The organism is Shimazuella sp. NTD248, from assembly GCF_059510395.1.
The window spans coordinates 20,372-33,652 of record NZ_JCAJZT010000004.1; the positions used below are offsets into that span (position 1 = coordinate 20,372).

Sequence of the window (13,281 nt, forward strand, 5' to 3'; positions counted from 1 at the left end):
CCATGTTACAAGATGGGTACCTTCACATTGATTTGTGTCCCTTTTCCAAGAAGGGAAAGTACTTCACCTATACCTCCTATTTCACTTGCCCGCTCAGAGATCGATTTTAAACCATAACTAGACATCTTCATTTTTGATTCATCAAAACCAATTCCATCATCGATCACTTTAAGATGTAAGTACTTCCCTCTCACTACCAAACGTATATGAACCTTATTAGCCTTTGCATGTCGGAGTACATTGGACAATGCTTCTTGTACGATTCGAAATAAATGATCTTCTATTCCACGAGCCAACGAAGGAATATCTTCCAATTCCCATGTGGCTTGCAGAGATTGCTTTTCTTGTAACTCCAAAAGCAGATCTTCTAATCCCGTCTTCAAATCTTTTCCTTCTAATGTGACAGGACGTAAATGCATGAGCAATGCTCGCATTTCTTGTTGTGCTTCCCCTGCTAACTTCTCAATAAATCCTATTTTTTTGGCTACTTCTTTTGTCTCTTGTAGATTCATGGCACTTATAGCGGATGACATCATGGATATCGCAAATAATTGTTGACTTATCGTATCGTGTAATTCTCTTGCCAAACGTCCTCGCTCTTCCGATACTACTTCCTGTTTCATTTGAGTTTGCCATTCTGTTCGTTCTGTTGATAGCTTTTGTAAGGAAGCGACTTGCTGTTCTACCCGATGTGCCATCTGATTGATTTGTATAGCCATATTACCAATTTCATCCGTACCCATGGACTTGATCCGATATTGGAAATTACCTCGCTCTAATTGAACAAGGGCTTCTTTTACAGGTGATAATCGATGAACGATTCTTGTCCCATATAGAAATCCTATCATACTAGAAATAACAAGCATCGCTAAGATAGGAAGTATTGCCCAACCCAGCGCTAACAATATATCAATTTTTAATTGGTAATGAAGAAGAATAACAGTAATGACCGCTATCAAACTGAAAAAAGTCAAAACGAAAGAGTACCGTGCTGTATGCCATTTAATGGACAAATTCCCTTGTTGTTTTCGCATCAAAGGTACCTCACCTGTATATTCGCTAGCAAAAACGATATAGAAATCTTTACTTTTCGATTTGCTTCTGAATATTTTTGAGAAGTTACCTGAAATTGATTGTGTAAACCCATCTTTTTCTTGCCTAATACCTCACATTCCCCAAGTGCAGCAGATGAAGAGATGGATACATCTAGATCAGCTGGAAGATACAAATACACTCGTCCAGCGACGCCGTTTAAAGTAATGGATGTCTCTCCTTCCGGAATAATCGCTCTAGACAAATCAAGGTATATACTCTGCACTTCATTGGTCGCATGAAGATCAAATAATTCATACTGCATATCACCTAAACGGAATTTCCGATAAAAAGCTTGATCGTATTTGGTAAAATTCTCTTCCCATTGAAGGTTGTGATCTTCTTTGTTTCCATTGATATCATTCTCTGTTTTTTTCTTCTTTTTAGACCACAATAATTTATAACTCGCATAGAAGAGTACAAACGAGAATAGCAATGCCCACAAATTTACGTCAATCAGAGCAAGACCACCAATGACAAGTAAAAAAACAGCTATCTTGCGGTAATAAAATCGCCAACATAGAAAACTAGCAAAAATCAACATAACGGGACTAACCAATAAATCATTGAGCCCCATAGCCACAAACAGTAAGATTAATCCTATTACAAAAAAGAAAATCCCGCCTGTTCGACGCATATTTGTCACCACCTATCAATGGATTATAAAATCACCGCTTGAAATTTCTGTTTCAATCTTATATTTTCCACTGCCTGATTTTGCAGTAGTCTCTGATGCAGATGGCTTTTGTAATTGTAATGAATAAGTAGCTGTTAATTGACCAGATTGCAATTTAGAATGAAGGGTAAAAGATGCATTTTTCGGTAAATATAATGTTGCATCTCCGGAAACCAATTCAGTATGGATATTCCCGATTAATTTATCGACTTGAATACGAATATTTCCACTAGTAGAAGATAAATTCAGCATTCCTGTATAATGACTAATATTCATATTACCAGAGAATGTACCCATCGTTGCTCTTTCAGCATTTACCCGGTCCAACAATACATCAGCGGAAGTACCATTGTATATGAAGTTGTCTATTTTTAGATTTCGCAGATTGGCAATACCAGAACTGATATCAACATTTAGATTTCCTATATTCCACTTTGGGGTTTTATGATCACCAATTTGTATCACTCTAGATGCAGCTTTAGCTGATATATGGAACAATTGGTTTCTAGGAACATATACTAACAACTTTAATTCATTTGTGTTGGAAAATGAATACCACTTCGGTTTTAGACTGATCTGGACGGTATGATCGTCTCGATCTACAATGAAACTTACATGGTTTAAGTCCCTACCTGTAGCAATCACTCTCAGTTTATCCTCATCGGTAGGAAGAATCGTCAAATCTTCACTCGTAACATCGAGATCGATAGAATCAACGGAACTCACAGATAATTTTTCTTCCTGCTTTTTTGTATGTGCTACAAAAAAATTAAATGGACTCCACCATATGGCGTGAGCAAACATGATCATTCCCAAAATAACAAGAAGTACCCCTGCTATTTTTTTCATAAAAGCCTCTCCCTATTTAAACTTCTATCTACAGCATACACAAGCTTATTGAAAACCAACACAAACATTAGCAGGAATTCTGCTAAGACCAAAGTCGTATTCTAACACGAAAATCAATTTTTATGTAAATGAGGTGATAAATTTGGTATATGTGATGGTCGGCATTGCTGGAGCAATCGGTGCATTGCTTCGATATCTTTTTGAAGTTCTTATTCCTTCCACTTATTTTATGGGATTTCCTGTTAGTACACTAGGCATAAATCTTTCCGGATCTTTGGGTTTAAGTTGGTTTTTCACATCGGTCACGAAGCATCATTCGTTTCCTAACTGGGCACGAACTGCTATTGCAACTGGTTTTATTGGTTCATTTACCACTTTTTCTACTTTTAACATAGAACTTATTCAATTAGTGGAGAAAAATCAATTACTCTATGCTATTTTGTATTTTATTTGCAGCACAATAGGTGGTTATCTCTTCAGTTGGCTGGGATTTGAAATAGCCAAAAACGAGAATGAAATAGCCAAAAACGAGGATGAAATAAAATGAATATATTATTAATCACGATAGGAGGGTCCCTTGGGGCTTTATGTCGTTTCCTTATAAGTAAATACTTTCCATCATCTACGAACCATTTCCCTTTTGGAACATTTATCATCAATATGATGGGCAGTTTATTATTGGGATTATTATTGGGATGTATGGTAGACGAAAAATGGATGTTATTTTTAGGAACGGGATTTTGTGGTGCTTTTACTACTTTTTCTACACTACAATGGGAAATACTTCGTCTTTATCAAGAACGTCAACATTTCATACTTCTGTTATACATCATACTCAGTTATTCATTAGGAATTTCGTCTAGTATTTTGGGATTTTTAATTGGAACATTTATGTATTCCTAACTTTGACACCAACATATAAAAAAGGCATACCGTATATCAACGAAATACACGGCAAAGGTGGAGTTATATGATAAATACATGGCGTAGAAAATGGGATTTTGTAGCTCGTATTTCATCCTTATTTAGTGGAGCATTTTTCTTTATCAGCTCTATCATCCTCTTTATTTTATTCTTTACAGAGAGAAGAAGTTTTGTTTAAGCCAGCAGGTTCCCCTACTGGCTGTTTTTATTGCAACCGTTTTCAGGGTTGATCTACTTGTTTTTCCATTATTCTTTTGGCCATAGCTCTCAGATCTTTTTTGAGTACTTTTCCTGTTGCGTTGCGTGGCATTGCTTCTATAAATTGTATTTGATTTAGATGGGTGAAATAAGAAAGTCGTTGGCTGCAAAAACGTAACACATCATCTTTTGTCATCATGGAATTTTCCCACTTCACAATGAATGCCATTGGAACTTGGCCTTTGGAACTATCCGGAGCAGCTACTACCGCAACCTCATAAATTCCATCTAAATTTAATAAAATTCCTTCGATTTCTGCTGGATAAAGTTTTTGCTTATCACAAACAATCATATCGTTATAGCGATCAACTATCAGTAGATATCCATCTTGATCCAACTTACCTAAATCCCCTGAATGATACCAACCTTTTCGGATAACTTTTTTGGTTTCCTCTTTGTTTCTCCAATATCCCAAAAATTGCTGTGGACCACGGAATACAATCTCACCTATTGTATCTCTTGGCAACTCTTTTCCAGTGAGTGGATCCAATATTTTTACTTCCGTAAATGGAAATGGTCTTCCAACTGTATGATTTTTATCTCTACTCATTCTGCTTGTCCACATAGTGGTTGTCCCTGAATGCTCCGTACATCCATAGCCATGATAAATTTCGATGCCATATAAATGAAATTTCTTAATTAACTGTGGTGGTACAGTATCAGCACCACACATAATATAACGGAGAGTATCAATATCCTTCTCCGTCCAATCAGTTTCATTTATCATCAATTTAAGCATAGCAGGAACTGTCATAAACTGGGTGATTCTTTCCTTCTCAATCAAATCCCAAATGAGTTTAGGATGGAACTGTGTATAAATAACTGTAGAACCTCTTACTGCATTCGTCACTGAAAACATACAACCAGTTATATGAAACATGGGAGTAATGATTAAATTTCGATCAGTCAATCTCCAATCTAAATGATTTCCTATTGCATATCCACACATCCATAAATTATGATGGCTTATCATTACACCTTTTGGTTTCCCTGTACTGCCAGAGGTGTAGATCAACAAAAACTGATCATCGCCTCCCATGCTGATAGTTGGTTCATCTGTCGATTCCCCTTCTAATAATTTAGGAAATATAAACTCAGCATCATCCTGATTATCACCAATTTGAACCATTGTGTGAATGGATTTTACTTGTCCTAATTTGTTTGCCAACTCTGTAAATTTTGTATCGTAAAACAATACCGTCGGTTGGCTTTCCTTTAAGACGTGATTATAATCTTCCATTTCTAAACTAACGTTCAATGGGAGTACAATTGCACCTAATTTGGCAGTTGCGTAAAAAATAGTCAACATTGAAATACTATTTTGACACAGGGTTGCAATACGTTCCTTTGGTTTGACACCTTGTTTTTTCAGCCAATGAACGAGTTGATTTACTTGTTCATTTAATCGGAAGTAAGTGATTCGACTTTTTAAATCAACTGCTGCTTCAAATTCTGGTGAATTATTCGCGCGATTTGTGAGTAGTTGACCAATGTTGTTTTTCATTATAAACACTCCAATAGTCTCCCTAATATTCTGATGTTGGGGATATCTGAAATAAATTTTTTACACCAATATTTATTTTCAGAAGAAAATTCAGAAATAACAGATATTCACCAGCATTTATAATATTATAAGCAAAAAGATATACTAGGTCTATTGTATTATTGAATTATTAGGAAAATTTTAAACGTATAACATATTCAGTCATATATATGTTCATATTTCATATCATCGAAATGTAATGTTCTTTAGAATAAAAATAACCATCAAAAGGGCTATACAGCTGATGAATCGCAGTCTCTGCACATCCGTTTACATAATTATGCTGGTTGAAAACCCACGGTTTAAATCGTGGGCTGAAAAATAGCGTTGTTCGAACCCATGGGGTTTTCCTTTTATTTTCAAACACAAAAAACACGTAACCTTCTCCGTTATAACCAACGGTTTAGGTACGTGTTCATCTGTTTTATAACATATACACATTTGGCAGAGAGGGTGGGATTCGAACCCACGGTAGCCTCACGACTACGACGGTTTTCAAGACCGTTGCCTTCAACCACTCGACCACCTCTCCATATGGTAAATAGAACCTAAACATACTCTTATTATATTTAAAAACATACTCACACATTTTAGCTTAAATGTAGTTTGCAGTCAAGAACAAAATACTGTTTTAATGTTGAAGCCCAATGAAAGAGACCCAAATATATAGTGAATATCATATAAATTCAGGTCCCATATCTTATATAATGATCGGTGTATAACCTTCTTTTATTTGTTCTACAATGCTAAAATGCCCCAGTTTTGTTCCACCAACTAAGAATACTCCACAAGCATTTGCATCCTCATCTACCTCAAGAAAACTTGTACAAAATTCACATGCCCCTGCTATAATCCCCAAATCCTGAACTTCTTTAAATAATGAATGAAAAGGATGAGATGGATCATCAATTTCTTTTAACCATTTGGGACCTAACCCATCAAAATATATTTTTACATCAAAACCTTCTTCATGTAGTTCTTGTCCATATGTTAAAGCATGATGTGCTTTTCCAATCTCATTTGGTCCTGCGTGAATCACAATCAAAAACTTTTCTTTCATCCTTCTTGTCCTCCTTTAGAGGAATTAATCAAACATAAACATTGTTACACATCTACCTAGATTACTGGAATTAATTCATAAAAATTATCCGTTCAACAGAACGGAATAGGAGAATACTTTTAAATATTACATAATAATAGGTTTATAGCCTTCTTTGATATGTTCTACAAAACTAAAATGCCCATCTTTTGCACCGCCAACAATATATACCCCTGCTGTGTTCACTTCATCTTGGATATCAAAAAAACTGGTACAATAACCACATGCCCCTTTGATAATTCCTAGTTTTTGAACTTCTTTAAACACAGAATGGAAAATATGAGATGGGTTATCAAATTCCTTTATCCATCGGGTTCCCATTCCATCAAAATAAATTTTCACCTCAAAACCTTCATCATGCAATTCTTGTCCATATGTTAACCCATGAAATGCTCTTCCAACATCTTCTGCACCTGCTTGGATGACAATCAAAAACTTATTACTCATTGAATACTTGCCCCCTTATGATATGTAAAAAGAACTTGTATCAAGTATATATTACCATATTTTCCGAAGAAAATTAATTGTTAGTATACATAAAAATGTAAAAATTCATTAATCAAACTAATAAATTTTTATAAAAACATAAGACAGGGAACAATTCTTTTGTCATATTCCAGACTTACCGGTTTCAATAACTATATCTAACAATGGATATTATTTGACATAACGGAGCACCTGATACTGGACACGCTCCAGATCGGAAAAGTGTGCAAGACGAATCATTTTGACCTCCATGGGTAGATTTCACCTATAGATTCACTATACTATATATTTTCTAAAAAAATATTTTTAAAGTCCGTTTTTGAATAAACAAAAAGACTGCTAGCATAGCAGCCTAATAATGTCTGGTTTACTTCAATACTTCTCTTCCCATATAGGGAACAAGTGCATTTGGCACTCGCACTGTACCATCTTCTTGTTGATAGTTCTCTAAAATCGCAGCAACAGTGCGGCCAATTGCTAATCCAGAGCCATTGAGTGTGTGGACAAATTCAGGTTTATCCTTGGCGCTCCGACGGAAACGGATATTAGCTCGTCTAGCTTGAAAATCTTCAAAGTTACTGCAAGATGAAATCTCACGATACGCACCAGAACTTGGCAGCCAAACTTCTAGGTCATATTTTTTTGCTGCTGTAAAACCAAGATCTCCTGTGCACATAGAAAGTACACGATAAGGTAATTCCAATAGCTGTAAAACTTTTTCTGCGTTCTGGACAAGTTTTTCTAACTCATCGTAAGAATCTTCAGGTCTAACAAATTTCACCAGCTCTACTTTATTAAATTGGTGCTGGCGAATTAATCCTCTTGTATCGCGGCCGGCCGACCCCGCTTCCGAACGGAAACAAGCACTGTATGCTGCGTAATAAATAGGTAATTCTTGATCAGTAAGGATTTCTCCTTGATGGAAATTTGTTACCGATACTTCTGATGTTGGAATGAGATAATAGCCATTTGTATTCGCAAGCGCAAATGCATCTTCTGCAAACTTAGGCAGTTGTCCTGTTCCTGTCATGCTTTGGCTGTTTACAATATAAGGAGGTATCATTTCTCTATAACCATGTTCAGAAGTATGCAAATCCAGCATAAAATTCATAAGCGCACGCTCCAAGCGAGCACCTAAACCTGTATAAAATACAAAACGTGAACCTGTCACTTTACTAGCCCGCTCAAAGTCTAATAGTTTTAGATGTTGAGCTAAGTCCCAATGAGGAATTGGTTCAAAGCTAAACTCTGGAACATCACCCCAAAATCGAACTGGTATATTTTCTTCCTCCGTTAATCCAATAGGCGTCGACTCGTGAGGGATGTTTGGTAAGGATAATAATATTTGCTGCAATTGCTCATCGAGTTGACGAATTTCTTCATCAAGTTCTTTGATCTGCTCTCCGACTTGACGCATGCTAAGAATAAGGGATTCTGCGTCCTCTTTTGCTTTCTTTTTTCTCGCCACTTCTTGACTTGCTTGGTTCCGTTCACTTTTTAGTTTCTCGGATCTTGTGATCGCTTCACGACGTCTGTTATCAATTTGCTCAAACGAATCCAGACCACTGATATCTTCGTTGCGGGAAGCTAGTTTCTCTTTTACTTCCGCAAAGTTATTCCGCAACAATTTGATATCTAGCATAGAAATTCCTCCTCAAATAAAATAGGAACCCCATCCCTAAGGGACGGAGGTTCCGCGTTGCCACCCTTGTTGACTGTCACTTTCCTAAACAGTCCACCTTAATGCGTAGTTATCGGAACGCTGCCGAGATCAGCTCTGAGGTGGAATTCACAAGACTTCTCTTAGCGATTTCCACCAACCATCGCCTCTCTGGAAAGATCTGTCTTGTTACTTGTCTCTTCATCGCAATCATGTTTATTAATATGCGCTCATTATACAGAGGTTATAGATCTTTTTCAATCGCCTTTTCCACCATACTCAAAAAATAAGCATGCAAGCGCGTATCATCTGTTAACTCTGGATGAAAAGATATGCCTAAAAGGTTTTCCTGTTTCACTGCTACCACTTGATCTTTCACTGTAGAAAGCACTTCTACATCTGCTCCCACTTCTGTAATGAGAGGAGCACGAATAAAAACAGCTTGGAAATCTTCTGCCACATCTTTAATCGGTAGATCAGCTTCAAAACTATCTACTTGTCTCCCAAAAGCATTCCGCTGAACAGTCACATTTAACAGGGGCAAATGAGGTTCACTGTTCTCTGTGATATGTTTGGCAATTATAATAAGCCCAGCACAAGTCCCAAATATAGGTTTAGCCTTTGCATGGAATTCTAAAATCGGTTCCTGAAGATCATACTGACGTAAAAGCTTTCCTATAGTAGTAGATTCCCCTCCAGGAATAATCAAGCCATCGACATCAGCTAATTGTTCTTTTCTTTTAACAGCAATTGCTTCGGTGCCTAGCTTATTCAAAAGTTGTATATGTTCTCGCACAGCCCCCTGAAGAGCAAGAACACCTACTTTGATATTACCAGCCACGTTCTTGCATCCGTTCATGCGCTTCTAATTTTGATATCTCAATACCAGTCATTGGACTTCCCAAATCTTTGGATAGCGCAGCAATAAGTGCAAAATCTTCAAAATGAGTAGTAGCTTCAACAATAGCTTTTGCAAATTTAGCAGGAGTGGAGGATTTGAAAATACCAGAACCAACAAATACACCATCAGATCCCAAGTGCATCATCAAAGCCGCATCAGCTGGGGTTGCTACTCCACCAGCTGCAAAGTTAACAACCGGTAATTTCCCTGTTTCGTGAATTTGTAAAAGGAGTTCATATGGAGCACCCAATTCTTTTGCTTCTGTCATTAACTCGTCACGAGACATACCTGTTACTTTGCGAATTTGACTTTGCATCATACGCATATGACGAACTGCTTCTACGATATTGCCTGTCCCTGGTTCACCTTTTGTACGGATCATGGATGCTCCTTCACCGATACGACGGAGTGCTTCTCCAAGATTACGAGCGCCACAGACAAACGGAACAGTAAATGTAGATTTATCAATATGATAAACTTCATCTGCTGGTGTTAAAACTTCACTTTCATCAATATAATCTACACCCATGGATTCTAATAAACGCGCCTCTACAAAATGCCCGATTCTCGCTTTTGCCATCACTGGGACGGAGACTGCATTTAAAATTTCCTCTACAATCTTAAGATCAGCCGTTCTAGCGACTCCGCCAGCTGCACGAATATCGGAAGGAACTCGCTCCAAAGCCATTACAGCGACTGCCCCAGCTTCTTCTGCGATTTTTGCTTGTTCTGCATTTACGACGTCCATAATGACGCCACCTTTTTGCATTTCTGCCATTCCGCGTTTTACACGGTCTGTCCCTGTCTGTGTCATCCTATATCCTCCTAGATCGTGTATAGATTGCCAATTTGTTAATTTTAGTCCTTTAGCCAATAACATTGTAAAGGAATAAATGTAAATTTACAAGGAACAGAATTATAGCATTAGTTTATCCAAGAATTTACTCTATCCCACGCATGACGAAAAAATAACCGGAACACGCTCCCTTTTTCTACTGTTTTTTGGGTAATCAATGGAACTGAATGAACTCCTGGTATAGACTCCCCTTTATACAAGAGAGAAACTTCACCAATTACAGTCCCTTTTGAAATGGGAGCTTGTATCCCTTTTTTTAGAACAACTTTATAAGTATAAGACTCTTTATCTGCTTTCTTTTCTGCTAACTGTAGGGAATATTCTGGAGCAACTGGTACTGTACGTTCTACGCCGTTTGGTAACGTAAAACGATCATGACCAAGAATAACTTTTCCTTTTGTAATAGCTGTTACCAATTCAAAATTATCGTATGTATAATCCAACAATTTTTTTGTCTCATGAAACCGTGCAAACTCCGAATCTGTCCCCATAACAACTGAAACTACCCGTAGACCATTACGATCTGCTGTACTTGTGAAACAATACCCTGCTGCATTGGTATGACCAGTTTTTAAGCCATCCACACCTTGATAATAGTATTTCAGTGAGGGAAGCATCTGATCCCAATTGTCTATTTTTTGTTGGTTTGGTTGATTTTGGTGAAAGGTATAGGTCGGGATGCTTGTATATTGTAGTACTTCCGGATAATTTTTTAACAAAAATTGTGCAACAACAGCTGTATCATAAGCTGACATGTCATGTTGGCCTACTTTGCTAGTGGCTGGAGGATCAGGGTACGATTCTGTGTTTAATCCAGTACTGTTTTGAAAATGTGTATTTTTCAACCCCAGTTCGCTTGCTTTTTTATTCATCATATCCACAAAGCCTTCTTCTGACCCGGCAATATGTTCCGCCAATGCAACAGTAGCATCATTGGCCGATTGAACAAATAAAGCAGTGAATAACTGCTTGACAGTCTGTTTTTCTCCTCCAACTAAGCGTATTTCTGCTTCATTTATAGCAGCTGCTCTATTGCTGACCGTAACCACATCATCCCACTTAAGTATACCTTGCTTGATCTGATCAAAAATAACAATTGCGCTCATCATTTTTGTCATACTAGCAGGTGGTCTCGGTTCATTTGCATTTTTTGCAGCTAATATTTCCCCAGAAATAGTATCGACTAATATATATGATTTGGCATTTATCGTCGGTAATTCATCTGCAAATACAGGATTGCTTATCGTAAATAAACTGATAATGCAGAATAAAAATACAATTTTACGACGCATTTTCCTTTTACTCCTTCGTTAGCTCAATCCTACTCATTTTCACACGTTCGATCCGACAATACAAGCCCTTTACATTAAAAAAGAATAAAAAAGCGCCCTCAACGGGACGCTTTTCCTCAACCACCTAATTGGTAGTTTGGAGCTTCTTTTGTTATTTGTACATCATGAGGATGACTCTCCCGCAACGAAGCAGAAGTAATTCGTACAAACTGTGAATTATCCTTTAAATCTAACAACGTTTTTGACCCTGTATAACCCATACCAGAACGAATTCCACCAACTAATTGATATACGATATCCACGATTGGACCTTTATAAGGAACACGTCCTTCGATACCTTCTGGGACTAATTTCTGCTCATTTTCTTGGAAATAACGATCTTTACTACCTGCTTGCATAGCACCAATGGACCCCATGCCTCGATATACTTTAAAACGACGGCCTTGGTAGATTTCACTTTCCCCTGGAGCCTCTTCTGTTCCTGCAAACAATCCTCCGAGCATAACAGCATCTGCTCCGGCGGCGAGGGCTTTAACAATATCGCCAGAGAAGCGAATACCACCATCAGCGATAATAGGCACACCATATGCACGAGCTACACTAGCAGCATCATAAATTGCAGTGATTTGAGGAACACCAATACCCGCAACCACACGAGTCGTACATATTGAACCCGGGCCAATCCCTACCTTGACGATGCTCGCTCCTGCTTCAATCAAATCTCTTGTCCCTTCAGCGGTAGCTACATTACCTGCAACAATGGTGAGATCAGGATAATTTTCTCGAACCTTAGCAACTGTTTCCAGCACGCCTTTCGAATGTCCATGTGCTGTATCAATTACCACCATATCCACTTCTGCTTCTACCAATGCTGCGATCCGTTGGTCTGTATCTTTTGAGACACCTACTGCTGCTGCTACAAGCAGACGTCCTTGCTCATCTTTAGCAGAATTGGGGAATTGGGTAGCTTTTTCAATATCCTTAATCGTAATTAAGCCTTTCAATACACCATGTTCATCAACCAATGGCAGTTTTTCAATCTTGTGTAGTTGCAAGATATGTTCTGCTTCTTTCATTGTTGTTCCAACTGAAGCAGTGACAAGATTTTCTTTTGTCATCACTTCTGAAATAGGAGTGCTGTAATTATGCACAAAACGCATATCACGGTTCGTTATGATTCCGACAAGCCTTTTCTCCTTGTCCACAATCGGCACACCAGAAATACGATATTTGGACATTAATGCCTCTGCATCATGAACTTGATGACCTGGGTGTAAGTAAAATGGGTTTGTAATGACACCACTTTCGGAACGTTTTACACGATCTACTTCCTCTGCTTGCTCTTCAATCGTCATATTTTTATGGATTACTCCAATACCACCTTGTCGCGCTAGAGCGATTGCTAAGGATGATTCAGTTACGGTGTCCATACCCGCACTGATTAATGGAATATTTAACTTTATTTTTTTTGTCAGTTGAGTGGAAACACTAACATCACGAGGTAAAATTTCGGATCTGGCTGGTAACAATAGCACATCATCAAATGTGAGGCCTGTTTTGCTGAACTTCTCTTCCCACATGGCGTATCGCCCCTTATCTTCAAGTCTCCATTTTTTTGCAAGTGTATCAAATAAAAAAAAGCGAA

General features: G+C 37.8%; 14 protein-coding genes, 1 tRNA gene and 1 other annotated feature. Of the genes, 3 read left to right on the forward strand and 12 right to left on the reverse strand.

Going from position 1 to position 13,281, the window contains the following annotated elements; genetic code table 11:
• Positions 1-5: 5 nt before the first annotated feature.
• Genes AC5WOE_RS09720 through AC5WOE_RS09730 form a run of 3 tightly spaced genes read right to left on the reverse strand, consistent with a single transcriptional unit; the run spans position 6 to position 2,617 of the window.
• Positions 6-1,034, reverse strand: a complete 1,029-nt coding sequence (locus AC5WOE_RS09720) for a sensor histidine kinase (protein ID WP_496050000.1) — start codon at positions 1,032-1,034, stop codon at positions 6-8.
• Complete coding sequence (liaF, locus tag AC5WOE_RS09725) at positions 1,034-1,729, reverse strand: cell wall-active antibiotics response protein LiaF (RefSeq protein WP_496050001.1); 696 nt, start codon at positions 1,727-1,729, stop codon at positions 1,034-1,036. Before liaF ends, AC5WOE_RS09720 begins: the two co-directional genes overlap by 1 nt.
• Before the next feature lie 15 nt (positions 1,730-1,744).
• A complete protein-coding gene (locus AC5WOE_RS09730; RefSeq protein WP_496050002.1) occupies positions 1,745-2,617 on the reverse strand; it encodes a DUF4097 family beta strand repeat-containing protein in 873 nt (290 codons plus the stop codon).
• A gap of 151 nt (positions 2,618-2,768) precedes the next feature.
• Here AC5WOE_RS09730 and crcB (AC5WOE_RS09735) point away from each other — a divergent pair, with 151 nt between their 5' ends.
• The 3 genes from crcB (AC5WOE_RS09735) (at position 2,769) to AC5WOE_RS09745 (ending at position 3,719) form a co-directional block, all read left to right on the forward strand.
• Complete coding sequence (gene crcB, locus AC5WOE_RS09735; RefSeq protein WP_496052672.1) at positions 2,769-3,164, forward strand: fluoride efflux transporter CrcB; 396 nt, start codon at positions 2,769-2,771, stop codon at positions 3,162-3,164.
• A complete protein-coding gene (crcB, locus tag AC5WOE_RS09740) occupies positions 3,161-3,520 on the forward strand; it encodes a fluoride efflux transporter CrcB (protein WP_496050003.1) in 360 nt (119 codons plus the stop codon). Before crcB (AC5WOE_RS09735) ends, crcB (AC5WOE_RS09740) begins: the two co-directional genes overlap by 4 nt.
• 67 nt (positions 3,521-3,587) lie before the next feature.
• Positions 3,588-3,719, forward strand: a complete 132-nt coding sequence (locus tag AC5WOE_RS09745; protein ID WP_496050004.1) for a hypothetical protein — start codon at positions 3,588-3,590, stop codon at positions 3,717-3,719.
• A 42-nt stretch (positions 3,720-3,761) separates the two neighbouring features.
• On the opposite strand, the gene AC5WOE_RS09750 is transcribed toward AC5WOE_RS09745, so the two are convergent.
• The 9 genes from AC5WOE_RS09750 to guaB all read right to left on the reverse strand — a co-directional run bounded on the left by AC5WOE_RS09750 (position 3,762) and on the right by guaB (position 13,216).
• Complete coding sequence (locus tag AC5WOE_RS09750; protein ID WP_496050005.1) at positions 3,762-5,303, reverse strand: class I adenylate-forming enzyme family protein; 1,542 nt, start codon at positions 5,301-5,303, stop codon at positions 3,762-3,764.
• 481 nt (positions 5,304-5,784) lie between these two features.
• A tRNA-Ser gene (locus tag AC5WOE_RS09755) sits at positions 5,785-5,874 on the reverse strand.
• 168 nt (positions 5,875-6,042) lie between these two features.
• A complete protein-coding gene (locus AC5WOE_RS09760; RefSeq protein ID WP_496050006.1) occupies positions 6,043-6,402 on the reverse strand; it encodes a hypothetical protein in 360 nt (119 codons plus the stop codon).
• A 126-nt stretch (positions 6,403-6,528) separates the two neighbouring features.
• The gene (locus tag AC5WOE_RS09765) at positions 6,529-6,888 is read right to left on the reverse strand and encodes a hypothetical protein (RefSeq protein ID WP_496050007.1); all 360 of its coding nucleotides are present in this window, start codon (positions 6,886-6,888) and stop codon (positions 6,529-6,531) included.
• 406 nt (positions 6,889-7,294) lie between these two features.
• Complete coding sequence (gene serS / locus AC5WOE_RS09770) at positions 7,295-8,569, reverse strand: serine--tRNA ligase (RefSeq protein WP_496050008.1); 1,275 nt, start codon at positions 8,567-8,569, stop codon at positions 7,295-7,297.
• A gap of 36 nt (positions 8,570-8,605) precedes the next feature.
• Positions 8,606-8,801, reverse strand: a binding site (T-box leader).
• A 30-nt stretch (positions 8,802-8,831) separates the two neighbouring features.
• Positions 8,832-9,416, reverse strand: coding sequence for a pyridoxal 5'-phosphate synthase glutaminase subunit PdxT (pdxT, locus tag AC5WOE_RS09775; RefSeq protein ID WP_496050427.1), 585 nt, complete (start codon positions 9,414-9,416; stop codon positions 8,832-8,834).
• 1 nt (position 9,417) lies between these two features.
• Complete coding sequence (gene pdxS / locus AC5WOE_RS09780; RefSeq protein WP_496050009.1) at positions 9,418-10,302, reverse strand: pyridoxal 5'-phosphate synthase lyase subunit PdxS; 885 nt, start codon at positions 10,300-10,302, stop codon at positions 9,418-9,420.
• Between the two features lie 110 nt (positions 10,303-10,412).
• Complete coding sequence (locus AC5WOE_RS09785; protein WP_496052514.1) at positions 10,413-11,636, reverse strand: D-alanyl-D-alanine carboxypeptidase family protein; 1,224 nt, start codon at positions 11,634-11,636, stop codon at positions 10,413-10,415.
• Positions 11,637-11,752: 116 nt separating this feature from the next.
• On the reverse strand, positions 11,753-13,216 hold the full coding sequence (gene guaB, locus AC5WOE_RS09790; RefSeq protein WP_496050011.1) for an IMP dehydrogenase: 1,464 nt from the start codon (positions 13,214-13,216) through the stop codon (positions 11,753-11,755).
• Positions 13,217-13,281 lie beyond the last annotated feature (65 nt).